At 73.4% G+C, this 23,421-nt stretch carries 20 protein-coding genes; 3 read left to right on the top strand and 17 right to left on the bottom strand.

The features are described 5' to 3' along the window. Positions 1–1,130: sulfate adenylyltransferase subunit 1 (locus tag ABD126_RS33670; protein WP_343938704.1), on the top strand; the 1,130-nt coding region annotated here is incomplete at its 5' end. A 51-nt stretch (positions 1,131–1,181) separates the two neighbouring features. On the opposite strand, the gene ABD126_RS33665 is transcribed toward ABD126_RS33670, so the two are convergent. From ABD126_RS33665 to ABD126_RS33655, 3 genes are all read right to left on the bottom strand, one after another. Then, positions 1,182–2,483: a M28 family metallopeptidase gene (locus ABD126_RS33665; protein WP_343938702.1), complete on the bottom strand. Its 1,302-nt coding sequence runs from the start codon at positions 2,481–2,483 to the stop codon at positions 1,182–1,184. Positions 2,484–2,702: 219 nt separating this feature from the next. Continuing rightward, positions 2,703–3,653 (bottom strand): non-homologous end-joining DNA ligase, encoded by a 951-nt coding sequence (gene ligD, locus ABD126_RS33660; RefSeq protein WP_343938700.1) that lies wholly within the window; start codon positions 3,651–3,653, stop codon positions 2,703–2,705. A gap of 17 nt (positions 3,654–3,670) precedes the next feature. Continuing rightward, positions 3,671–4,876 carry an ROK family transcriptional regulator gene (locus ABD126_RS33655; RefSeq protein WP_343938698.1) on the bottom strand — a complete coding sequence of 402 codons (1,206 nt, stop codon included), beginning with the start codon at positions 4,874–4,876 and terminating at the stop codon, positions 3,671–3,673. 140 nt (positions 4,877–5,016) lie between these two features. Here ABD126_RS33655 and ABD126_RS33650 point away from each other — a divergent pair, with 140 nt between their 5' ends. Further along, a complete protein-coding gene (locus ABD126_RS33650; protein WP_343938696.1) occupies positions 5,017–5,739 on the top strand; it encodes a GntR family transcriptional regulator in 723 nt (240 codons plus the stop codon). Between the two features lie 661 nt (positions 5,740–6,400). On the opposite strand, the gene ABD126_RS33645 is transcribed toward ABD126_RS33650, so the two are convergent. Beyond that, on the bottom strand, positions 6,401–6,973 hold the full coding sequence (locus tag ABD126_RS33645; protein ID WP_343938694.1) for a TetR/AcrR family transcriptional regulator: 573 nt from the start codon (positions 6,971–6,973) through the stop codon (positions 6,401–6,403). A gap of 87 nt (positions 6,974–7,060) precedes the next feature. Here ABD126_RS33645 and ABD126_RS33640 point away from each other — a divergent pair, with 87 nt between their 5' ends. After that, positions 7,061–7,459 carry a DUF4267 domain-containing protein gene (locus ABD126_RS33640; protein ID WP_343938692.1) on the top strand — a complete coding sequence of 133 codons (399 nt, stop codon included), beginning with the start codon at positions 7,061–7,063 and terminating at the stop codon, positions 7,457–7,459. On the opposite strand, the gene ABD126_RS33635 is transcribed toward ABD126_RS33640, so the two are convergent. The 13 genes from ABD126_RS33635 to ABD126_RS33575 all read right to left on the bottom strand — a co-directional run bounded on the left by ABD126_RS33635 (position 7,443) and on the right by ABD126_RS33575 (position 23,419). Beyond that, the gene (locus tag ABD126_RS33635; RefSeq protein WP_343938690.1) at positions 7,443–8,087 is read right to left on the bottom strand and encodes a response regulator transcription factor; all 645 of its coding nucleotides are present in this window, start codon (positions 8,085–8,087) and stop codon (positions 7,443–7,445) included. The two genes, ABD126_RS33640 and ABD126_RS33635, sit on opposite strands and share 17 nt — an antisense overlap. Before the next feature lie 174 nt (positions 8,088–8,261). Beyond that, positions 8,262–10,226 carry an AfsR/SARP family transcriptional regulator gene (locus ABD126_RS33630; protein ID WP_343938688.1) on the bottom strand — a complete coding sequence of 655 codons (1,965 nt, stop codon included), beginning with the start codon at positions 10,224–10,226 and terminating at the stop codon, positions 8,262–8,264. Between the two features lie 81 nt (positions 10,227–10,307). Further along, a complete protein-coding gene (locus ABD126_RS33625; RefSeq protein WP_343938686.1) occupies positions 10,308–11,840 on the bottom strand; it encodes an amino acid adenylation domain-containing protein in 1,533 nt (510 codons plus the stop codon). After that, entirely contained in the window at positions 11,837–14,197 is a 2,361-nt protein-coding gene (locus ABD126_RS33620) for a condensation domain-containing protein (RefSeq protein WP_343938684.1), read from the bottom strand. Before ABD126_RS33620 ends, ABD126_RS33625 begins: the two co-directional genes overlap by 4 nt. Beyond that, positions 14,190–15,746: an AMP-binding protein gene (locus tag ABD126_RS33615; RefSeq protein ID WP_343938682.1), complete on the bottom strand. Its 1,557-nt coding sequence runs from the start codon at positions 15,744–15,746 to the stop codon at positions 14,190–14,192. Before ABD126_RS33615 ends, ABD126_RS33620 begins: the two co-directional genes overlap by 8 nt. Then, entirely contained in the window at positions 15,743–16,654 is a 912-nt protein-coding gene (locus tag ABD126_RS33610; RefSeq protein WP_343938680.1) for a hypothetical protein, read from the bottom strand. Before ABD126_RS33610 ends, ABD126_RS33615 begins: the two co-directional genes overlap by 4 nt. Then, the gene (locus ABD126_RS33605; RefSeq protein WP_343938678.1) at positions 16,651–17,238 is read right to left on the bottom strand and encodes a 4'-phosphopantetheinyl transferase family protein; all 588 of its coding nucleotides are present in this window, start codon (positions 17,236–17,238) and stop codon (positions 16,651–16,653) included. Before ABD126_RS33605 ends, ABD126_RS33610 begins: the two co-directional genes overlap by 4 nt. Then, the gene (locus ABD126_RS33600) at positions 17,235–18,260 is read right to left on the bottom strand and encodes an acyl-CoA dehydrogenase family protein (RefSeq protein ID WP_343938676.1); all 1,026 of its coding nucleotides are present in this window, start codon (positions 18,258–18,260) and stop codon (positions 17,235–17,237) included. The genes ABD126_RS33605 and ABD126_RS33600 overlap by 4 nt, the downstream gene beginning before the upstream one ends. Continuing rightward, positions 18,253–19,392: an acyl-CoA dehydrogenase family protein gene (locus ABD126_RS33595; protein ID WP_343938674.1), complete on the bottom strand. Its 1,140-nt coding sequence runs from the start codon at positions 19,390–19,392 to the stop codon at positions 18,253–18,255. Before ABD126_RS33595 ends, ABD126_RS33600 begins: the two co-directional genes overlap by 8 nt. Continuing rightward, positions 19,386–19,622, bottom strand: coding sequence for an acyl carrier protein (locus ABD126_RS33590; protein WP_343938672.1), 237 nt, complete (start codon positions 19,620–19,622; stop codon positions 19,386–19,388). Before ABD126_RS33590 ends, ABD126_RS33595 begins: the two co-directional genes overlap by 7 nt. A gap of 7 nt (positions 19,623–19,629) precedes the next feature. Then, positions 19,630–20,829, bottom strand: a complete 1,200-nt coding sequence (locus tag ABD126_RS33585; protein ID WP_343938670.1) for a type III PLP-dependent enzyme domain-containing protein — start codon at positions 20,827–20,829, stop codon at positions 19,630–19,632. Continuing rightward, complete coding sequence (locus tag ABD126_RS33580; protein ID WP_343938668.1) at positions 20,826–22,286, bottom strand: class I adenylate-forming enzyme family protein; 1,461 nt, start codon at positions 22,284–22,286, stop codon at positions 20,826–20,828. The genes ABD126_RS33585 and ABD126_RS33580 overlap by 4 nt, the downstream gene beginning before the upstream one ends. After that, the gene (locus ABD126_RS33575) at positions 22,283–23,419 is read right to left on the bottom strand and encodes an acyl carrier protein (RefSeq protein ID WP_343938666.1); all 1,137 of its coding nucleotides are present in this window, start codon (positions 23,417–23,419) and stop codon (positions 22,283–22,285) included. Before ABD126_RS33575 ends, ABD126_RS33580 begins: the two co-directional genes overlap by 4 nt. Between the last annotated feature and the right edge of the window lie 2 nt (positions 23,420–23,421).

The raw sequence follows: 23,421 nt of genomic DNA, 5'->3' as shown, positions 1-23,421 counted from the left end.
CCCCGGACCTGTCGCTGTTGGTCGACGGCCTGCGCTCCGAACGCGAGCAGGGCATCACGATCGACGTGGCCTACCGCTACTTCGCCACCCCGAAGCGCTCCTTCGTCCTGGCCGACACCCCAGGACACGTGCAGTACACGAGGAACACGGTGACCGGCGCGTCGACCGCCCAACTGGGTGTTCTTCTGGTCGACGCGCGCAAGGGCGTGGTCGAGCAGACCCGGCGGCACGCGGCCGTGCTGGCGCTGCTGGGCGTGCCGCGGCTGGTGCTGGCGGTCAACAAGATCGACCTCGTGGACTACGACGAGCTGGCGTTCACCGACATCGCCAAGGAGTTCACCGCCCACGCCGCCGCGCTGGGCTACCCGGAGGGGGCGGTGCTGGAGATCCCGGTGTCCGCGCTCGTCGGCGACAACGTGGTGGAGCGGTCGGCGAAGACGCCCTGGTACCACGGGCCGACCCTGTTGGAGCACCTGGAAACCGTGCCCGTGGAGCCGGACCCGCACGACGCGCCGTTCCGGTTCCCCGTGCAGTACGTGATCCGGCCCCGCACGGCGGAGCACCCGGACTACCGCGGGTACGCGGGCCAGGTCGCCGCCGGCACGGTCCGGGTGGGCGACGAGGTCACCGTCCTGCCGTCCGGGCTGCGCAGCACCGTCGAGAAGATCGACACCGCCGACGGTCCGCTGGACGAGGCCGCCGCGGGCCAGTCCGTGACCCTGCTGCTGGCGCACGACCTGGACATCGGGCGCGGCGACCTGGTCGTGGCGGGGGAGCGGCCCCGGGTGACCGACGAGTTCGACGCCACGGTGTGCTGGCTCGCGGAGAAGGCGCTGGCACCGGGGGACCGGGTGCTGGTCAAGCACGGCACGCGCACCGTCCAGGCGGTGGTCACCGAGCTGCGGACCAGGTTCGACGAGCAGACGCTGTCCAGTGTGGACTCACCGGGCACGTTGACGCTCAACGAGATCGGCCAGGTCACCCTCCGCACCGCCGAACCGCTGCCGTTGGACGACTACGGGTCGGTGCGCCGGGGCGGGGCGTTCCTGGTGATCGAGCCCGCCGACGGGTCCACGCTGGCGGCGGGCCTGGTCGGCGCGCCGCTGCCGATCGAGGACGTGCGCCCGTAAGAGCCCGCAACGGCCCGGGTCCGCCAACCGCGGACCCGGGCCGTTCTTCGCTCAGAACTGCAGGAACCAGCTGTTCAGCCTGCCCACGTCCTGCGCGGCCACGTCCTGGACGCGCAGCTTCCAGGTGCCGTTGGCCACCTCGCCGGAGGCGTTGACCGTGTAGGTCGTGTTGATGTTGTCGCCGCTGTCGTTGCTGGACGACTTGAGCCGGAAGGCCGTGCCGTCCGGCGCGACCAGGTCGATCACCAGGTCACCCCGGTAGGTGTGGGTGATGTCGACGCCCACGCCCAGCGCCGACGGCGCGTTGCCGGTGACGCCCGAGACGGTGATCGAGGACTCCACGGTGGCCAGGTCGGGCAGGTTCAGCGGGGTGGTGTTCTCGAACTTCTGGCCCGGCGGGGTGCCGGTGCCGGCCAGGGTCCACAGGGCGTAGGCGATGGCGTCGCTCATCCGGTCCAACGCCGTGGTGTTGATGTTGCTCGTCGTGTCGCACGAGCGGTGGTAGCAGCGGTCGAAGGCGACGCCGGCCTGGCCGCCCCACTTCTGCGCCTGGGCGGCGGTCATGGTGACCTCCGCGCCGGTGAACAGGCCGCCGATCGGGATGCCCGCCCGCGCGAAGGCCGCGTGGTCGGACCGGCCGCCGACCGAGGTCAGCTCGGTGGCCACCTTGCCGACGAACGCCGCCTCCAGGGTCTGCTGGAGCGCGAGCGAGCCGGTGGGCTGGCCGGAGGCGCTGTAGACCATGTAACCCGCGTTCGGGGAACCGATCATGTCGAAGTTCAGGTAGGCCTTGATCTTCGACTTCTCCGTCGCCGGCAGGTTGTTGACGTAGTGGTTGGAGCCGATGAGGCCCAACTCCTCCGCGCCCCACCAGCCGAACCGCAGGTGCTTGCGCGGCTGGAGGTTCTCGCGGGCCACGGTCAGGGCGGTCTCCAGGATGCCCGCCGAGCCGGAGCCGTTGTCGTTGATGCCGGGGCCGCCGCTGACGCTGTCCAGGTGGCCGCCGAGCATCAGCACGTCGTTCGGGTCGCCGCCGGGCCAGTCCGCGATCAGGTTGTAGCCGGTCGCGGAGTTGTAGGTGAACTGCTGGACCTGGGTGGTGAACCCGACCGCGTCCAGCTTCGCCTTGACGAAGTCGATCGACGCCTTGTAGCCGGGCCGGCCGTGCGCCCGGTTGCCGCCGTTGTTCGTGGCGATCGTCTGCAGGCTGTTCAGGTGGGCCTGGACGTTGGCCAGCGAGATGTCCGGCACGGCCAGCGTGGCCGGTTGCTGCGCTGTGGCTCCGGGTGGGCTCAGCAAGGCGGCGGCGAGCAACAGCGCGCCCGCGACCGTGGTTGTCCGCTTGAGGGACATGGCTGCCTCCGCAGGGTGTAGGGAAAGCCACGATGAGCCTGCGGGCTGCGCGGACCCGGCGGTAGCGACGTTCGTCGTGGCTCGTTCGGGGTAAATGGGATTCCTCGATTTATTCCATCACTTCAGTGCGGACTGGAATCCGTGATCCGCGCAGACCCGCTCTGACCTGCGGAAGACGAGCGTCGGTGGAGTTGCGGCAGCCGTTGGAGCGCCGCGGGGTCAGCCCTCCTGCTGGGCGGCGCGTTTGCGGCGCTTGCCCTCGTGCATCGCGACCACCCGGGCGACCGGGATGGTGTGGCCCTCCTCGACCAGGTCGGCGGGCAGCCGTTGCGGCGCGGGGAGTTCCTCGGCCCACGGGTCGCGGGACGCCAGCAGCCCTGGCGCGGTGTGGACGGTGAAGTCGCGCGGGGTCACGTCGTCCAGGTCGTCCCACGACACCGGGAACGACACCGGCGTTCCGGGGCGGATGCGGGGGCTGTAGGCGGCCACGACGGTGGCCCCGTAGGCGCGGGTCGAGTCGAGGAAGACCTTGCCGCCGCGCTCGTCGCGGATGTACGCGGTGGTGGCCAGGTCCGGGTCGAGGCGTTCGGCGCGGGCGGCGAGGGCCCGGGTGGCCGCCGCCGCGTCGTCGTCGGTGGCGTCGATGGGGACGAAGACGTGCAGGCCCTTGGCGCCGCTGGTCTTCACCGCGCCGGACAGGCCGCAGTCGGCCAGGGCCCGGCGCACCAGGCGGGCGGCGGCGACGACGTGGCCGAAGTCCTCGCCCTCGGGCGGGTCGAGGTCGAGGACCATGTGGTGCGGCTTGCGGCGTTCCTCGGCGTCGTGCAGGGGCACGTGGTACTCGATGGCGCGCTGGTTGGCGAACCACAGCAGGGTCCGGCGGTCGTCGCACAGCGCGTAGCGGATCGACCGCCGCGACGCCTCCGCCCACACCTCGACCGAGCGCACCCAGTCCGGCGTGTACTTGGGCAGGTTCTTCTGCATGAACGGGTCCTGGCCGCGCAGCACCCGGACCACCGACAGGGGCCGGCCGGCCAACCCGGGCAGGACGCGGTCGCGCACGGCGTCCAGGTAGTCCACGAGGTCGCGCTTGGTGGCCCCGGCGTCGGCGAACAGCGGCTGGTCGAGGTTGGTCAGCGCGACGCCGTCGCGTTCTTCGGCAGCTCCCACGTGATCACCCTCCACCGCTAGAGCAGCGCGGTCAACCGCTCCTCGACCGCGTCGAGCGCCATCCGCACCGCGCCCAGCGCCACGTTGTTCACGCCGAGCGCGGAGACGCGCAGGTCGGCGGGCACGAGCAGTTGCCGGCCCAGGCGCTTGCGGACGGCGTCGAACAGCACGTCACCCGCTCGGGACACGCCGCCGCCGACGATGACGCAGCGCGGGTCCATGATCAGCAGTTGGACGGCCAGGCCGCGGGCGAACCGGGTCGCGATGGTGTCCACGACGGACACGGCGGCCTCGTCGCCCGCGGCGGCGGCGTCGAACAGCACGGCGATGTCGCCGGTCTCGGCGAGCCGGTCGCGCAGCGGCTGGTCGCAGCGCGCCATGCCCAGCCGCAGGATCTCGCCCGCGCCGACGAGCCGTTCGAACGCGCCGAGGCCGTCGGCGGGCGGTTTGGGCTCGTCGTCCAGGTCGGTGACCAGGTCGATGAACCCCAGCTCGCCGGCCGCCGAGGACGCGCCGCGGTAGGGCTTGTCGTCGATGACCATGCCGGTGCCGATGCGCTCGCCCCACTGCACGAACAGCAGGTTGTCCCCGTCGTCGCCGCGCCAGCGCTCGGCGACGACGGCGAGGTTGACGTCGTTCTCGATGGCGACCGGGCAGCCCAGCCAGTCCCGCAGCTCGGCGATGATCGGCAGGCTGGACCAGCCGGGGATGCTGGGCGCGAGCACGACCTCGCCGCGCTCGTGGTCGACGATGCCGGGGGTGCCGACGGCGACCGACCACAGGTCGGTGGGGGTGATGCCGGCTTCGGCGGCGACGCCGGTGAGGGTGGTGCGCAGCAGGCGGACCATGCCGTCGCCGGTGTGCCCGGCGGGGGTGGCGGCCTGGCGCTGGGCCAGGACCGTGCCGGCCAGGTCGGCGACCATGACCAGGACCTTGTGCGGGCCGATGTCGATGCCGGCGACGTGGCCGAGTTCGGCGCGGAAGCGGGCGCGCTGGGCGGGCCGGCCGATGTGGTGCTCGGTGGTGCCGGAGAACTCGGCGATGCCGGCCTCGGCCAGCGAGGTCAGGGCGCGGGTGACGGCCGGTCGGGACAGCCCGGTGGCCACGACCAGGTCGGAGACGGTGGCGGTCTGCCCGTCGGCGTCGCGCAGGGCGTTGAGCACGGCGGTGGCGTTGATCCGCCGCAGCACGTGGGGACCGGTGGCCGCTGATCCGGTTGACACGCCCCGCCTCGCTTTCGCCTCGTGCCGCGCACGCTAGCAGAGCCAGACCCTTGACAGGTGGTCCAGACCATAGCAGAGTATCGAACGGTTCGTTAGTAAGTGCGCCCTGTTCACGTCACTACAGGTTTGGGGAGGCCACAGTGGAAGACGTGAAGTACCGGCGGATCGCCGATCACCTGATCGGGGCGATCGACCGCGGCGAGTACCCGGTGGGCAGCGTGCTGCCGACCCTGCACGAGCTGATGGACCGCTTCGGCGTGGCCCGGGGGACGGCCCGCGCGGCGGTGGCGGTGCTCATCGCCCAGGGCGTGGCGACGTCCAAGCAGGGCTTGGGCACGTTGGTGTGCGGCACGACGATCCCGCCGCAGAAGCAGGTGCCCCGCATGCTGCCCGACGGGGCGACGTACCCGAAGGTCGTGCTCTCCGGCTGGACGGCCGCGGGCCCGGAGGTCGCGCACCGCTTCGGCCTGGACACCGGCAGCCTCGTGGTGCACCGGGTGCGCCACCACCACACCGGGGCGCGGGTGACGAGCATCGACCAGCAGTGGCTGCCACGCAGCGTCGCGACGGTGATTGAAGAGCAGACGGGCCACGACATCTCCGACCGTGCCGACACGCCGCACCCCGATCTGACGCCGTTGCTGCGGACGGCCGGCTTGGACCCGATCGTGGCGACCGTGCAACTGGACGCGAGACTGCCCACGCGCTCGGAGGCGGACACGCTGGGGATCGGGGAAGACGAGCCGGTGCTGGTGGTGCACCGCATCACGCACGGGTCGTCGGGCACGCCGGTGGAGGCGACGACGACCGTGTCGAGCACCGGGGGAGCGGCCCCGAAGTTCACCATCCCCCTGACCGGCTGACCCGACGCTTTCCCGCGCGCAGCGCGGCCCGCCGCGCAGCGGCGTGCTTTTGGTTTGGGCTCCCAGCCACAAGGGGCCTTCGTGTTCCCCACCGTATGACCTGCCCGAAGGGCTACCACAGATTTCCCCGGGTGACGCCGAAAGTTTTGCGAGGAACGAGCAAAAGTTTTAGCGGCACCCGGGGAAATCTGTGGTCGGCTCCGCCAGGTCATGCGGTGGGGAACACGCAGGCCCTTCCCCCCACTGGAGGCCTCCCCAGCCGCTTTTGATCTTGAGAGCGCGCAGCGCGTTCGAGCTTGAGAGCGCGGAGCGCGTTGCGTTCGGACCCGCGAAGCGAGGGCTTGAGAGCGACAGCGTGAGTCCAAAGCGTAAAAGAGCCTCGCCGGCGGGCGAGCCACCGAAGATGGACACAACTACCAAAGCGGGGGCTTCTTGCTTGTGCCATCTCCGCATGACCCGGCAAAGCCAACCACAGATTTCCCGGGTGCCGCTAAATTTTTTGCTCGTTCCTCACAAAAAATTCGGCCGCACCCGGGAAATCTGTGGTAGCCCTTCGGGCGGGCCATACGGAGATGACACAAGCAAGAAGCCCGGGTTGGGTTGTGTCCCCTCCGGTGGGCTGCCCGTTGGCGGCTTCGCCGCGGTGAAGGGCGTTTGGTGCTTAGGGCAGTAGGCCGTTGAGCAGGAGGTCCAGGCGGGTGTTGTGGTGGTCTGGGCGTAGGCGGTCGCTGCCTGTCAGTGTTGCCAGGCCGTGTAGGGCGCTCCACAGGACCTCGGTGAGGGTTTCCAGGTCGCGGTTGCCGGCTAGGGGCTGCACCACCGAGACGAAAGCGCCGAAGGCTGCCTTCAGTTCCGGTGGCGACTCCGGGGTTCCGAACGGGATGTCGGTGCGCTGCACGAACATCGCGTCGTAGAGCGCCGGGCGGGTTCGGGCGAAGTTCAGGTAGGCCTCGGCCACCGCGCGCAGCGCGGACACGGGGTCGCGGTGCGCGTCCCGGGCTTCCGCCAGGGTTTGCGCCAGGTCGCCGCAGCCCTGGATCGCCACGGCGGACACGATCGCGTCCTTGCCCTTGAAGTGGCTGTAGAGCACGGGCTGGCTGTACTCGACGCGTTCCGCCAGCCGGCGCGTGGTCACCGCTTCCCAGCCCTCCGTCTCGGCCAGGTCCCGGGCCGCGTCGACGATCAGGCGGTGGCGTTCGGCGCGTTCGCGTTCACGGCGCTGTTGGATGGACACGGCCCGAGGCTAGCACCGCTAGACAACCGAGCGGCGGCCATCTAGTGTCGCTCTCACACCTAGCAGCGCTAGAAACTGGAGCATCGAATGAAGCGCGTCAACACCGTCCTGGCCGTTCTCGTCGTCCTCGCGGGCTTCTACTTCGGCCTGAGCTTCCTGCTCGACGGGGTGGGCTCGGCTTCCGGCTTCGGGATCAAGCCGTGGCCCACCGACGAAGGCACGGGCTACTACATCGTCAAGGGCGTGCGGGACATCGCCTATGGCACAACCGCCCTGATCCTGCTGCTGATGAACCACCGCAAGGCGCTGGGTTACGTCATCCTCAGCAACGCGATCATGCCGATCGGCGACTGCATCGCGGTCGCCACGCACGGCGGCACGGTCGGGTACGCGCTGGCCGTGCACGGGTCGGCGGCCGTCATGGTCGTCCTGATCGGCGTCCTGCTGCTGGTCGAGCAGCGGCGCGTGGTCACATCCGCTCGGTGATCAGGCCCGTCCGGTAGGCCATCGCGATCGCCTGGGTCCGGTCGTGCAGGCCGAGTTTCGCCAGGGCGTGGGAGATGTGCGACTTCACCGTCGCCTGGCTGCGGTGGATCGCCTTCGCCGCCTGGCCGGTGGTCAGGCCGCTGGCCAGGAGTCTGAGCACCTCCAGTTCGCGCGCGGTGAGCAGTTCGAAGCGGGCGCTGCCCTGGGTGCGTGGGGCGGGCAGGCACGAGGTGAGCTGGTCGAGCACCTGCCCGGCCAGCGACGGCGCCACGAAACCCTTGCCCTCGGCCACCGCCCGGACCGCCTCGACCACGTGCCGCGCGGAGTCGCTGCACAGCAGCAGGCCGCGCGCGCCGTCCCGGACCGCCCGTTCCAGCTCCTCGGCGGAGGCGTCCCGGCACAGCACCACCACCGGCAACCCGGTGAACGCGCCGCCCGCCCGGCCGCTGACCACCAGGTCGGGCCGGGTGTCGCGGCGGACGGCGGCCGGGTCGTCGCCCGGCGCGATCTCGCCGACCACGGTGATGCCCGGTTCGGCGTCGAGCACGATCCGCAGGCCGGTGCGGATCAGCTCGTTGTCCTCGTCCAGCAGCACCCGGCAGGGCGGCGCCGCGCCGTTGCGGCGCACACCCGGCACTTCTACAGCCAATCCACTCGCCCCCAACGCGCTCACGGGTCTGGCCAGGGCCCGATGATGCCTCCCGGAATGTGGGAGCCGCACCCGTGCGGGACCACAAAGCGGGTTGACGGCTTCGGGGTCCCGCCACGGCGACCACCCGGGTAGCGGACTGTGACCGCCGCCTCACCGGTACGGCGGTTGCGTCGGCACGGCGGGGCGGCGCGTGAACGTCCAGCGCAACCGGTCCACCGCGGCGGGCAGGCTGTCCGTGCGGTCCAGGCGGGCGAGCGCGCGCAGCGTGCCGCGGTGCTCGCGGTACCAGGACAGCCCACCGGACCGCCGGGTCGTCAGCTCCCGCACCTGCTCGCGGTAGCGGTCCACGACCCGTTGCACCGCCGCCGCCGGGTCGGCGTCCGGGTCCGCGCCCGCGCCGTGCAGCCGGACCAGCGCCGCGACCCGGTACCGGTTGTGCGGCAACGGTTCCAGCAGGCCGGCGTCCACCAGCCGTTCGGCCGCGCAGCGCGCCGGGCCCTCGGCGGTGTCCAGCAGGGCGGCCACGGTCGACGCGGTGACCACCGGCAGGTCCAGCTCCGCCAACAGGGTCAGCGCGGTCACCGCCGTCCGGTCGCCGTCGGCGTGCAGCCGCCGCACGCACGACCCGAGCAGCTCCCGCACCCCGGTCAGCACCTCCAGCCGCTGGCCCGGGTCGGCCAACCGGTCGGCGAGGTCGGCGACCGTCCACTCCGGACGCGCGGCGAGCCTGCCGCCGGCCACCCGCACCGCCGGCGGCAGGCACTCGCACCACGACACGACCGCCGCCGCCTGTTCCGGCTCGGCGTCCACCCGCTCCGGCCCGACCACCCGCCGCAGCAACCCCACCGCCGCCGCGACCGGCAGCCGACCCAGCCGCAGCTGCCGGTGCCCGTCGGCCGCGCCGACCGCCGCCCGCCCGGTCAGCACGGCCGCGCATCCCGGTGGCAGCAACGGTTTCACCTGGTCCGCGTCACGCACGTCGTCCAGCACCAGCAGCACCCGGCGCTCCGCCACCACCGCGGCCCACCGCGCGGCCGGCCGCGTTTCCCCCAGCGGCACACCGAAGGCGTCCAGCAGAGCGGTCAGCGCGTCCGCGGGGTCCAGCGGGTGGTCGGTGGAGCCGCGCAGGTCCAGGTGCACCCGGCCGTCGGGGAACCGGTCGGCCACCGCGTGCGCCGCGCGCGCCGCCACCGCGCTCTTGCCCACGCCCGCCATGCCGTGCACCGCGCACACCGCGCCCTCGGCCAACGCCGCCGCCACCCGCGCCACCTCGGCCTCCCGCCCGTGGAAGACCGGGTCGCACGCGGGCAGCAGGTCCGGCGCGGGCCGGGACGGCGGCGCGGCACGCAGGCCCACGTCCTCGGCCAGGATGCGGGCTTGCAGGTCCCGCAACGGTTTGCTGGGCTCCACGCCGAGTTCGTCGATCAGCAGCCGGCGCAGGTCCCGGTACGCGCCCAGCGCGTCGGCCTGTTGGCCCGACCGGTACAGCGCGACCATCAGGTGCTCGTGCAGCCGTTCCCGCAGCGGGTGCTGGGAGATGATCAGCTTCAGCTCCGGCAGCACCTCGTCCGGCTCGCCCAGCTCGATCCGCAGCCCCAGCCGCATCTCCTCCACGGTGAGCCGGGATTCCTCCAGCCGCGCCCGTTCGGCCATCACCGACTGGGTGAACGACACGTCCGCCAGCGGTTCGCCGCGCCACAGCTGCACCGCCGCGGTGAACGCCTCCAGCGCGCCCGGCAGGTCGTCGGCCGCCCGCCGCACCCGGCCCACGTCCACCAACCGCTGGTACTCCACCAAGTCCAACGCGCCGGGCGGCACGGTGAGCTGGTACCCGCCCGGCCGGGTCACCAGCGCCCGCCCGGCCTCGTCGCCCAGCGCGGCGCGCAGCCGCCACACGCAACCCGCCAACAGGTTCTTCACCCGCGAGTACGGCCGGTCGCCCCACAGCTCGGCGTGCAGCTGGGCCACCGGGACCACGCGGTTGGCGTGCAGCAACAGCAGCGCCAGCAACGTGCGCTGCTTGGTCGACCCGATCGACCGCCACCCGTCGCCGCAGGAGAACTCGACCGGACCCAACAACCGGAACCGGGCGCCGCCGAACGCCGAAGTCGCCAACGACCCTCCCCACACCCGAGCGATGCTCAACCATCGCACACCGGGAATCGTTGGCACATCAGGACAATCGTCGGTGACGACCTACACCCGAGGCGAGCCGGCGTCCGTGCCCGACGCGACTGGAGACGAGGGTGCCTCCACTTTCGGTGGAGAACCCACCAGTTCGGCCAGGCGCGACCGGTCCACTTTGCCGTTGGCGTTGACCGGGAACCCGTCGAAGTGACGGTAGGCGAAGGGCAGCATGTAGACCGGCAGGCGGCGGCCCGCGGCCTGCGCCAGTTCCCGGTCCAGGCCGGGCGCGCCGGTGTAGCAGGCGTGCAGCACCAGGTCCCCGCCGGCGCCGGGCACCGCGACCACCACGGCGTCGTGGACCCGGTCGTGGTCGCGCAGCACGCCCTCGACCTCGCCCAGCTCCACCCGGTAGCCGCTGATCTTGACCTGGTGGTCCACCCGGCCCACGTGCACCAGCAGGCCGTCCTCCTCCCGCACCCGGTCGCCCGTGCGGTACCAGGACGGGCCTTCGGTCGTGACGAACCTGCCCGCGTCGGCCGCCGGGTCCACGTACCCGTCGAACCGCTGCTCGCCGCGCACGCACAGTTCGCCCTCGCGTGCCGGCCGCCCGTCCTCGCCCAGCACCACCGCTTCCACGTGCGGGTAGACGTGCCCGATGGGCAGGGTGCCGTTGGACGTGCGCGGCCACTGGTCGGGGTCGGCGGGCAGGCGGTAGTCGGTGACGGTGATCGTGGTCTCGGTGGGGCCGTAGACGTTCATGATCACGCTGTTCGGGGCGGCGGTCGCCCACGCCCGCGCCTGCTCGCGGGTCAGCCGCTCGCCGCCGAAGATGCTCCACCGCAACCCCGGCATCACCCCTGGCCGCAACGCGCGCAGCCGTCGCGCGATGGAGATCACCGACGGGACGGAGAACCAGTGCGTGATCCCGCGCCCGGCCACGAACCGCACCGGCACGAGCAGTTCGTCGGCCTGCGGCACCACCACTGTCGCGCCGGACGTCCACGCCACGAACAGGTCGAACACGGAGATGTCGAAGGTCAGGTCCGCCGCCTGCGACACCCGCGCGCCGGGGCCGACCTCGTAGCGCTCGGCGCAGAACGGCAGGTAGGTCGCCAGGTTGCGGTGCTTGATCGGCACGCCCTTCGGCGTCCCCGTCGAGCCGGAGGTGAACAGGACGTAGGCGACGGCGTCGAGGTCGTCGGGGACGGGACCGCGGTGCGGCGGCGGCAGGTCGCGCAATTCGGCGATCGGGCCGGTGGTCACCGCCGCGGCGGTCTCCGCGCCCCGGTCGTCCACGACCACCACGTCCACGCCGGTCTGCTCGCACATGGTCCGGTTGCGCGCCACGGGGAACGCCGGGTTCAGCGGCACCACCGCCGCGCCCACCCGCAACGCGCCCAGGTAGCCCGCGTAGGCGGGCAGGCTGCGGGCGGCGAGCAGCCCGACCGCGCGCGGGGTTCCGTCGCGGCTGAGCAGGGCGGCGGTCCGCTCGGCCAGGTCGACCAGTTCGCGGTAGGTCAGGACGTCGTCGCCGACCTCCAGCGCGGTCCGGTCGGGGTGGCGGCGGGCGGTCTCGGCGATGCGGGTGAACAGGGTCGTCATCGGGTCTCCCGGAGGCTGCGGACGGCGTCGGCGACCCGGGCGACGGCGGGGGCGCGCAGGACCGTCCAGTGGTCGGCGGCGACCCGCACGACCCGGGTGTCGTCGGGCAGGTGGGCGCGCCAGCGGGTCACGTCGTCGTCGGTGAGGTCGGCGGCGATCACCGCGGCGGCGGTCCGGGTCCTCTTGTCGGAGACGTGGGCGGCGCCGGCGCGGGCGTGGCGGCGGTAGGCGTGCCAGCGGTCGACCAGGGCCCAGGCGGGGACGTCCTCGCCGGTCACGGCCAGCTGGGCGGCGAGGGCGCGGACGGCGAGGGTGTCGTCGTCGGAGTCCGGGACCTTGAGGTCGGTGACCATGGCGGCGAAGTCGGCGGTGGTCGGTTGGTCGGGGTGGCCGGTCGGGGGTGGGGTGTCGATCAGCAGGAGGGCGGCGTCGTTGGCCATCGCATGGGCGATCCCGTGGGCCATTTCGTGGGCCACCAGGCCGCCGAAGGACCAGCCGGCGATGACGTCGGGGGCCTGGCCCGGGAGGTCGGCCGCGTAGGTGGCGGCCAGGGCGGTGACGGTGGTGTGGGTGGTGCGGTCCTGGGAGGCGGTGACGCGCCAGCCGGGCAGGGCGTCGACCAGGTCGCGGAAGTCCTGGGGGGAGCCGCCGGCGCCGTGGACCAGGTGCAGGTGGGGGCCGGTGGTGTCGCGCAGGACGACCAGGCTGGTCGGGGTGTCGGGGTGGCCCTGGTCGGCCAGGCGGCGCGGGGTGGGGTCGGCGAGCCAGGTGACGAGGTCCGGGCGTTCGCCGGTGGCGGCCTCGACGGCCGCGGCCAGGTGCAGGACGGTGAGGGAGGTGCCGCCGGCGGCGAAGAAGTCCTGGTCGGGGGAGGTTGGCGGGTGGCCGAGCACCTGTTGCCAGGCGTGGGTGATCGCCGGCGGGAGGGGCGGGTCTTGCGGCGGGGCGGTGGTGGTGGGGCGCGGCCTCCGGCCCCCGGTTCCATTGTCCCACGGGGGACCGACAACTTCGGGTCCGGCGGGCGTGCGGGCTTCGGCGGGGGTGCGGGGTTCGGTGGTCTTGGTGCGGAGGGGGAGGGAGTCGAGCGGGTCGGTTGGCGCTGCGGCCAGGACTGTGTCCAGGTCGTGCAGGAGGCGCAGGGTGGTGGCCCGGTCGTAGCGGTCCTCGTTGTACTCGACCTCGATGACGATCCCCTCGTCGGTGTCCCAGTAGCCGATGGTGAAGTCGGCTCGGGCCGCGCGGTTGGGGCTGCGGTGCGTCGTCAGGGGGATGGGGCCGAGGCTCAGGCCCGAGGAGAGGGGGCCCAGGTAGGTCAGGACCACCGGCGGGATGTCGCCCAGGGCGGCCTTGGTCCGGTCCGGGAGTTCGGCGAAGACCTTCGGGTAGGGCGCGGCCTGGTGGGACAGCACCTGCCACAGGCAGTCGCGGGCTCGGGCGGTGACGTCCGCGACGGTGTCGGTGTCGGTGATGTGCGCGCGGGCCACGACCAGGTTGGTCAGGTAGCCGACCAGCTTCTGCTCGCGGGCGGTCAGGCGGTTGGCCGCCGGGGTCGCGACCGTGACGTCGCCGCCGGCCCCGCCCCGGGCCAGGACCGCCTGCAACGCCCCCAACACGACCGCGAACGACGTCGTTCCCGCCGCCCCGGCGTGGGCCGCCAGGCCGCGCGCGGCCTCCGGGCTGATCTCGTGGCGCAGCGTCGTGCCCGCCGCGCCCGGTCTGGCCCGCACGGGTCGGTCCGGCGCGACGGTGACCGCCGACGCGCCGTCCAGCGCGCTCCGCCAGTGCTCGATCGCCTTGCGCCACCGGCCCTTCTCCTCCGCCGCCCGTTGGTCCAGCGCGTACTTGGCGAAGGACGGCGCTTCGGGGAAGGTGGGCTGCTCGCCGCTCAGAGCGGTTTCGTAGGCGGTGGACAGGTCGTCCAGGACCAGGCGGATCGCCCAACCGTCCACTACGGAGTGGTGCGCGGTGAACAGGAGTTCGTGCTCGTCGTTGACCCGGACCAGGACCAGGCGCGCCAGGGGTGGTCGGTCCAGGGGCATGGGTTCGTCGTGGACCTCCGCCGCGATGCGCGCCAGCAGAGGGGCGGCCGGGCCGGACGTGTCCACCGACACCGTCCGGACCGGCGCGGTCAGCCGGCCGGCGACGACCGCCCGGACCACGCCGTCGTCGGCGGCCAGGCCCATGCGCAGGGCGTCGTGCCGGTCGACCACCGCCTGCCACGCGGTGCGCAGCGCGGCCGGGTCGGGCGGGGACGCGCAGCCCAGCCGCCACGTGATGTGGTAGACGGACTTGCGCGCCGCCCGCTGGTGCGCCCACCACAGCGCTTCCTGCGCCGGGGTGGCCCTCGGGTCACTCACCGCCGGCCGCGAACTGCGCGGTCAGCTTCTTGCGGTCCACCTTCCCGACCGTGGTCAACGGGATGGCGTCGCGGCGGTGGAACCCGCGCGGGTGCATGTAGCGGGGCAGGCCGCCGAGCAGTTCGGCGAACTCCGCCGCGGGCACCTCCGCGCCGGTGTAGAGGGCGTGCAGGTCCACTTCGCCGTCGTCGGCGGTCACGGTGATCACCACGACCTCGACCACCGCCGGGTGCTTGCGCAGCGCCGACTCGATCTCGCCCAGCTCGACCCGGTTGCCGCGGATCTTCACCTGCTCGTCGATGCGGCCCACCAGCACCAGTTCGCCGTGCTCGATGCGGCACCGGTCGCCGGTGCGGTAGTAGTGCCGCGGGGTCAACGGCTCCGACCCGTCGTAGAGCGTGCCCCGGCCGTCCTCGAACCGCACGAACCGGCCCACGTTCTCGTCCGGGTCCAGGTAGCCGGGGAACCGCTGCCGGCCGCGCAGGCACAGCTCGCCGTCGTCGCCGGCGCGCAGGTCCTCGTCCAACAGCACCCACTCGACGTTCGGGAACGGGTGGCCCAGCGGGATGTGGCGGTTGGACACGTCCGGCCAGTCGGCGCGGTCGCGCGGCACCACGTACCCGGTGACGATGACCGTGGCCTCCGACGGCCCGTAGCAGTTCTGCACCTTCGAGTTCGGGGCCGCCGCCGACCACGCCTCGGCCTGCTCGAACGTCAGCCCCTCGCCGCCGAACTGGCTGCTGCGCAACGTCGGCATCGACCCCGGGGCCAGGGCGCGCAAGCGCTTGGCGAACGAGATCAGCGACGGCACCGACAGCCAGTGCGTGAGCTGCTTCTCGTTGACGAACTTCACCGGCGTGAACACGTCGCTGTGCTGGGCCACGCACAGCGTCGAGCCGGACGCCAGCGCGCCGAAGATCTCGATCACCGACCCGTCGAAGGACATCTCGAACGTCTGCGACACCCGCGCGCCGGGCCCGAACCCGAACCGGGGCACGATCTCGTCCAGGAACGAGTCCATGCAGTCGTGGGTGACCTGGACGCCCTTGGGTTTGCCGGTGGTGCCGCTGGTGAAGATCAGGTAGGCGATGTCGTCGGGTCCGCGCCCGGCCTCCGGCGGCACGGGCCCGCGCGGGTCGAGCATCGGCCGCCACCGGTCACCGGTCAGGTCCAGCACCCCGCCGGGCGTCTTCTGCCGGTACTCGCCGACGTCCGCGCCGGAGGTGTCGTCCACGACGGTCAGCTCCAGGCCCGCGTCCTCGGTGATGGTGAGGTTGCGCAGGGCGGGCGCGGCCGGGTTCAGCGGCACCGCGGTGGCCCCCAGCCGCAGGGCGGCCAGGTAGGCGACGTAGCTGACCGCGCACCGCGAGGTGAGCAGCCCGACCTTCGTCGGCGACGCGCCCCCCAACGCCTCGACCATGCGCGCGGACATCCACTCGGCCGCCGCTCGCAGGGCCGCGTAGGTCAGCTCGACCCCGTTGACCTCCAGGGCCATCCGGTCGGGGTTGGCTTCGGCGGCGGTCCGGAACCGCGCGTAGAGGGATGTCATCGTGCTGTCCTTCCGCGTGACGGCAGGACCGCGTCCTGACCGCTCTCGATGTGCAGGAGGTTGCGAAACGTCAGGTCCACCAGCGAGTCCCGGGGCCGGCCGCGCCGAGCGGAGTCCACGGCGAACCGCAGCGCCCCCGGCAGCTGCCGCCAGGCGTCGGCGGCCCCGTCGTCCCCGACCCGCCGGTACCGGAACACGTGGTGCCCGGAAGCCGTCCACAGGTCGTCCAGAACGACGGAAGCCCCCACCGGATCCCGCCGGAACCACTCCGCCAGGAACGGCAACGCCTCGCCGACACCCACGAACTGTCGTACCCACGTGCGAGAATCGAACCGGGGGCCGGAGGCCACCCCCCGCTCCCGCCGAAGCCACGTCCGACCACCGCCCGGCGCCTCGACCGGGTGCCCGAACGCCAACGCGTTGCGCCGGACCTGCATGGGCGACAAGCGTTCCGGCCCGTCCATGGCGTGCGTCAGCGCGGAGGTGCTCAGCACTCCCTCGAACGGCCGCTGCTCTCCCGTCGGCAGCAACCCGGCGAAGTGGTCCACCACGTGCCACTCGTCGCCCGCGCACCCGTCGACCAGCACCCAGTGCGGCGCGGTGGCCCCGGTCCCGAACGACGGCGACCACGGCAGCCGAGCGTTGTCCGCCACCACGATCACCCGTCCGTGCAAGGCGATCTCGGCCCGCAACGCCCCCACCGTCTCCTCGCCGCCACTCGCGTACCGCAGCACTGAGCCGTCCGGCAGCACGTCCAGTGGCGTGCGGTGGTGCGAGAACGCCGGCCCGTCCAGCCGGACCGCGAGCCGCACGGACTCCGCGAACCGGTCCAAAGCGGTGTCGTCCACGGCGGCCAGATACGCCAGCAGGTTCGCGGTGTAACAGCTCAACCCGGTGAACTCGCTCATGCCGGCTCCCGGTAGGCGCAACTCGCCGGGACGGGGGTCGGCAGCCGGTGCCAGCGGTAGCCGTGCCACGCGCCGGTCACCTGCCCGACCTCGACGGGAACGCTCCACGGCAGCCCGCCGATCCCCGTCCCCTCGGCCTTCACGCACGCCTCCTGCACCGACCACATCCACGCGAACTCACCATCCACAGTGGACAGAGACGACAGTGCGGCGAAAGCGGTCGAGGTGCAACACCGGCGCAACATCCCGTGCGACACCGGCAACGGCGGCTGCACGTCCACACCCACCTCCACGCCGATCCCGATGGCCGCCGCGACCCACCCGCCGTCGTGCGACAGGCTCACCGACAGCTCCGGCCGCCCCTCCAGAAAGGGCTGCCCGCTCCGCCGGGACGACACCGGGAGCAACGCGGCCGACGGCTCCACCACCCCCAGCAACCGGGCCAACAACCCCCGCGCCGCCAACCCCTCCGACGCGCAAGCCGCCCGCCCCACCGCGGCGAACACCCCCGGCGCGACCGCGAAAACCCCGGGCGCGACAACCGAAACGCCCGCCGAGGCGACAGTGCCCGCGTGCGAAGTCACCGCGCACCACCCACCAGGTCCTCCGCGTGCTCGGCGATCCCGGCCAGCATCGCGCCCGAAGCGCCACCGGCGATGCCGAACATCGCCGCCTCGGCCCGCAACGCGACCACCCCGCCGTCGGCGAAAGCGTCCGCCCCCAGCAACTCCGCGCACGCCGCCAGCACCCGGTCCACGCTCTCGGCCACCGCGACCTTCACCAGCATGCTGTCCACCAGCTCCCCCTCCCGGAAGGAGGCGCACAACGCCTCCACCCGCCGCGCCTCCACCAGCCCGCGCGCGAACCGGTCCCGCACCACGGCGTTGTCCCACGCCACCCCGCCGCCCAACGGCCGCGCCACCAACACCCGCCGCGTCTCGGCCAACACCCGCCGGCACAGCACGGCCGCCCACAACGCCCCCGCCAACCGCTCGGTCGCGACGTGCCGGGCGAACACCGCCAACCCCCGCCCCGGTGCACCCACCACGTGGTCGCGCCCCAACGACACCCCGGAGAACGTCAGATGCCCCACCCCGGCGCCGGAGAAGCACGACCCGGCCGACTCCCGCGTCACCCCGGCGGCGTCGAGCGGCACCAGCACCCACACGAAACTGGTGAAGTGCCGCTGCGGCCGATGCCGAGCGAGCACCAACGCGTGATCGGCCGACAGGGCGTTGGTGATCCACCGCTTCCCGCCGTCCACGACCACCCGGTCCGGCGACAACCGGGCCGACGTGGTCAGGTCCATCAGGTCCGACCCAGCCGCGCCGGCGTCCGTCGCGGCCAACGCCACCACGGCCTCACCGCGCACCGCCTCCGCGCACACCCGCCCGACCACACCGGACGGCCCGTGCGAGCGCAGGATCGGCAACGCGGAGGCGATCTGCACGCACACCGACAGCACGATCCCCAACGGGTGGCGGGCGTCCAGCGACGGCAGCAGCGACCGCAACACCTCGACCGGCCGGTCCCCGGCCAGCACCCCGGACCGCCCCAGCGACGCCCACACCGCCCGCGCGTCGACGTCCGGCACGGCCTCACGCAAGGCGGACCTCCGGGTCCAGCAGCACCGCCACCCCGTTGGCCAGCCGCAGCCGGTCGTCGGCGTAGTTCAGCGACGCCGACCGCAGGTCCCGGAACACCCGTTCCAGCCACAGCGCCGACCCGCGCAGGTAGCCGTGGCGCAACCCGACGACCTCGACCAGCACGTCAACCGCCGCGAAGCACTGCGACGCGGCCTCGACCTTCAGGGTGTTGACCAGCATCCGCACCGGCGCGGCGGACAGGTCCGCGGCGGAGGACACCACGTCCACCGCCCGCCGCAGCACCGCGTTCACCACCTCCAGCCGACCGCGCACCACCGCCAACCGGGACAGCAGCAGGTCGGACTCGGTGTCGAACTGCTTGCGCCCCTCCGGCGACCGGATGTGCCCGACCACCCGCGACAACGCCCCGCACGCCGCGCCCAGCCACGCCGCCGCCCACCCCAGGTGCGCCAACGGCCCGAACGTCGCCGTCACGATGTCGCGGAACCCGCCCGGCGCGCCGACGATCTGCGCCACCGGCACCGCCCCGGTCAACCGCATCGGCACGCTGCGCGTGGCCCGCATGCCCAGCGGGTCCCACCCGCCCAGCACCGACACGTCCAGCTGCGACCGGTCCGCGTAGACCAGCGACACCTGGCTGGGCGAGGTCGCGTCCGGCGCCAGCGCAGTGATCAGGTAGGCGTCCGCGTGCTCGCCGCCGGTGACGATCGGCGCGTCCCGGTCCACCCGCAGCACCTCGGCGTCCCCGGTGGTCGCCGACTCCGACACCAGCAGGTGCCCGCCCTTGCCGCGCTCGGTGGTCACCGACCCCAGGTACAGCTCGCCGCGCCCCAACGCCGGCAGCACCCGCTCCCGCAGCGACGGACCGGCGTGCCGCACGAGCGTGGCCGCCTGCTGGCAGTGCATGGCGAACACCATCGCCACCGACATGTCCTCGCGGGCCAGCCGCAGGGTCACGTCCACCATCTCGGCGTACCCGCCGCCCATGCCGCCGAACTCGCCCGGCACGAGCAGCCCCAGCAGCCCCGACGACCGCAGCGCCGCCAGCGACCGCACCGGGAACCGCGCCTCGCGGTCGGCCTCGCCGGCCTCCTCGGCGACGACCGCCAGCACCTCCGGAAGCGTCAGCACGGCCGCGCCCCGGAGATCGCCGCCCACAGGCTGCCGGCCGTGGCGAACGTGGTGTCGGTGAGCAGTTCGTCGGGCAGCGACACCTGGTAGGTGTCCTCGATGGCGAACAGCAGCTCGATGGCCTGCATGGAGTCCAGGCCCAGGTCGCGCAACGACGACTCCACCGTGATCTCCGCGCCGCCCGCGTACTTCAGGAACGGCCGCAGCATGTCCGCGAAACGGGAATCCACTTCTGCCTCACTCCCAGTCGTGATCGGTGGCGCGCTCCCGGCGCAGCGCCAGGGCGGAGACGTCCACAACGCGTCCACTTCGGACGGTCACCTCGACGGGCAGCGGGTGCCCGAGGAACGCGACGAGGCTCGCGTACAGGCCGTACGCGCCGACGTTGGGCACGGCCAGCACGTCACCGGGCCGCGCGGCCACGACGTCCACGCCCCGGCCCCACGTGTCCAGCGGCGTGCACAGCGGCCCGGCGACGATCGCCCCGCGCAGGACCTCCGCGGGGGAATCCGCGAGAAGGTGCGGCACCATCGGCGGCAGCCGGCGCAACCCGGACATGCCGCCCAGGTGGTTGATCCCGGACTCCAGCACCAGCACGGGCGTGCCGTGGGAGACCTTGGCGTCCAGCACGCGGGTCAACAGCCGGCCCGCCGTCGCGACCAGGTACCGGCCGGACTCGAACGCCACCGTCGGCCGCCCGTCCCGCCAGCCCGGGAACGCCGAGTCCAGCAGGTCCGCCACCCGCCCGGCCAGCCCGGTGAACACCGGCAGGTCCCCGGCGCGGGCGAACGGCGCGCCGAACCCGCCGCCCAGGTCCAGCACCTCGACGTCCCACCCGCAGGCGTCGGCCAGCTTGCGCGCGGTCGCGGCGGCCTGCGTGAACTGGGCGACCAGGGCGTCCTCGTCGGTCAGGTTCGTGCCCATGTAGAGGTGGAACCCGGCGGGCGTGGCCGCGTCCCGCGCGCCGAACAGCTCCGGCCGCGCCAGCACCCACTCGGCGTCGGCCCCGAACTGCGACGCCACCCCGGTCATGGTCAACCCCTGACCGGCCACCGGCGCGCTGTCGTTGACGCGCAGCAGGAACCGCGCGTCACCGGGGGAGAGCCGGTCGAGCCGGTCGATGGCGTGCGGCGAGTCCACCGAGAACCACCGCACCCCCAGCCGCAACGCGCCGGCGACCTCGGCGTCCCGCTTGCCCGGCCCGGTGTAGAGCACGTCCTCCGGGGAGAACCCCGCCGCGAGCGCCACGTCCAGCTCACCGGGCGAGCACACCTCGGCGTGACAGCCGGCCGCCCGCAGCGCCGCGACCACCAACGGGTGCGGGTTGGCCTTCAACGAGTAGTACAACCGGCTCGGCGACGGCAGCGCGGCGCGCAGCAACGCCGCGCAGCGGTCCACCTCGTCCAGGTCGTAGACGTACGCCGGGGTGGTCGTCACAGCGCCACCGCCAACGCCCGCCGGTCGATCTTGCCGTTGCGGGTCAACGGGATCTCCTCCACCGCCACGCACCGGCCGGGCACCTTGAACTCCTCCAGCTCGACCCGCAGCCCGGCCAGCACCGCCTCCGGCGCGACCTCGGCGACCACGAACAGCACCGCGCCCTCCCGGCCGTCGCCGGGCGGCAGCACGGCCGCCGACCGCACCCCCGGCACGCGGTGCGCGGCGGCCTCGACCTCGGTCGCGCTGACCCGGAAGCCGCGTTCCTTGTAGAGGTCGTCGCGGCGGCCGGAGAAGTACAGGTAGCCGTCGACGTCCAGGTGCCCGTAGTCGCCGGTGTGCAACTGCGGGAACAGGCCCTCGACCCGCCGGAACCGCTGCGCGGTCAGCTCGGGCCGCCGCCAGTACCCGGCCATCACGTTCGGTCCGCGCACCACGATCTCCCCGACCCCGCCGGGCGGCAGCCGCCGGCCCTCGTCGTCCACGGTGAACACCTCGGTGCCCGGCAACGCCCGCCCGCACGCGCCCGGCCGGCGCAGGTCCTCGTCCGGCGGCATGATCGTGGCCCGCTTGCACTCGGTCAGCCCGAACATCAACTGCACCCGCAGCCCCGGCACCCGTGACCGCAACCGCCGCAACGGTTCCTCGGGCATGGCCGCGCCCGTGTTGGTCACCAGCCGCAGCGGCGGCGGCTGCGCGCCGGGCCGGGACAACAGCCGCGCCAGGCCCTTCGCCATCGCCGGCACCGCCGGCAGCACGGTCACCCGGTGCGCCACCAACTCCCGCAACAGCCGGGGCCCGGCGTCCTCCGCCGACGCCAACCGCACGCACGCGCCCGACAGCACACCGAGGAACACCTGGTAAAGCCCGTAGTCGAACGACAACGGCAACGCGCAGAACACCACGTCGTCGCGCCGATAGGCCAACACCGACTGGATCGCGGTGGCCGCGAACACCACCTGGGCGTGCGTGGACACCACCGCCTTGGGTCGCCCGGTGCTGCCCGAGGTGTAGATCAGGCACACCGGGTCCACGGCGAGCACGGGCGCTTCGACTTCCGCCTCGGCCCCGGCCCGGACCTCGGCCAGGCTGACGGTCTTGATCCCGCGCTGCACGGCCGCCACCTGCGCGGCCGGGTCGTCGGTCACCAGCACGGCCGGTTCGCAGTCCTCCAGCACGTGCACCAGCGCCGCCACCGGCGTCCGCTCGTGCACCACGCTGAACACCGCGCCCGCCCGCGAGCACGCGAACAGCAGCGCCGGCACCGCCGCGTCGGTCGGCACGCACACCACGACCCGGTCGCCGCGCCGCACTCCCAACCCGGCCAGCACCCCGGCCGCCCGCCGCGCCGCCGCGTCCAGCCCGGCGACCGTCACCGTCTCGTCGCCGCGGGTCAACGCCACCGCGTCGGGGTGGGCGGCCACCGCGCGGTCCAACAGGTCGTGCAGCAGCGTCACGGCCCGCTCACCGCCCTCCGGAACAGCCCGGCCAACGCGTCCACGTCCCGCAGGTCGCCGGTGGCCAGGTCGTCGGGGTCCAGCTCGACTCGCAGCGCCGCCTCGACCCGCTCGATCACGTCGACCAGCCGGAACGAGTTGAACCTCGGCAGCTCCCGCAGCGGCCCGGCCACCCCCGCCGGGTCCAGCTCCAGCACCGTGGCCAACGCCCCGACCACCGCCGACCGCACCGCCAGCTCCACCGCCAGGTCCCGGTCGGCCACCAACAGCTCGTGCACGCGGTCCACCAGCGCACCGGACATGCCGCCGCCGCGCCGGGCCCGCCGCATCGCCACGTAGGTCTGGGCGGCCAACGTCAGCCACGCCGCGGCGCCCCGCGCCGCCCGGCCACCGTCGTCCACCCCGGCCCGGGCCAGCCACCGCGCGTGCAGGGCCCGGGTCCGCGCCACCAGCCACACGTCCAGCACCAGCGCGTCCCACCCGGCGGGGCGGTCGCCGTGCTCCCGCACCGCCTCGACGTACCGGTCCACGAAGCCCAGCGCCCGCGCGGACGCCGCCAGCTCGGCACCCACGTCCAGCGCCGGCACGGCCGACGCGGTCACCGCGAACGCCGACGACTTCGGCGCCGCGGCGTCGAAATCGGCCACCGCCATCCGCCACACGGCCGGCCGCGCGGACCCCCACGGCGTGTCGTTGTGGTAGGCGTCCACGACGGTGCACGAGTCGCCCACGGCCGTCAGCAGGAAGCTGTGCTCCATGTGCTTCTGCCCGAAGTAGGGCACCCACGGCATGGTGTGCGCGTCGCCCACCACGTACAGCGGCCCGTGCGCGGCGGCCAGGCGGCGCAGCGCCGGGCCGTCCACCCCGTCCTCCCGGACCGCCACGGCCAGACCCAGCAGCCGGGACGCCTCGGTGAGTCGCCCGTCCAGCGGCACGTCCAGCGAGGGCGGCCCGTCGGGCGGGAACGCGGGCGCGAACCGGGGCGCGGCCCCCAGCGCCACGTGCGTCCCCGCGCCGTGGTGGCGGTCGGCCAGGACCGCCAGGTTCGCCTGCAAGCAGTCCAGCTCGGCCGCGTGCACGCCGTCCAGCACCGGTGACCACGTCCGGTCCACGGTCTCGCTCGGCATGGTCACGA

Origin of the sequence: Saccharothrix mutabilis subsp. mutabilis, assembly GCF_039521145.1 — a bacterium.
Classification (GTDB): Bacteria; Actinomycetota; Actinomycetes; order Mycobacteriales; family Pseudonocardiaceae; genus Actinosynnema; species Actinosynnema mutabilis.
The sequence above is the reverse complement of the archived record's forward strand: the minus strand, read 5'-3'. Positions and strand labels throughout refer to the sequence as shown.

Bases quoted from the DNA above. Each gene is read 5' to 3' on its own strand.
- ABD126_RS33610 (WP_343938680.1), bottom strand. From the start codon at position 16,654: ATGAGCGAGTTCACCGGGTTGAGCTGTTACACCGCGAACCTGCTGGCG.
- ABD126_RS33615 (WP_343938682.1), bottom strand. From the start codon at position 15,746: ATGACATCCCTCTACGCGCGGTTCCGGACCGCCGCCGAAGCCAACCCC.
- ABD126_RS33640 (WP_343938692.1), top strand. From the start codon at position 7,061: ATGAAGCGCGTCAACACCGTCCTGGCCGTTCTCGTCGTCCTCGCGGGC.
- ABD126_RS33665 (WP_343938702.1), bottom strand. From the start codon at position 2,483: ATGTCCCTCAAGCGGACAACCACGGTCGCGGGCGCGCTGTTGCTCGCC.
- ABD126_RS33625 (WP_343938686.1), bottom strand. From the start codon at position 11,840: ATGACGACCCTGTTCACCCGCATCGCCGAGACCGCCCGCCGCCACCCC.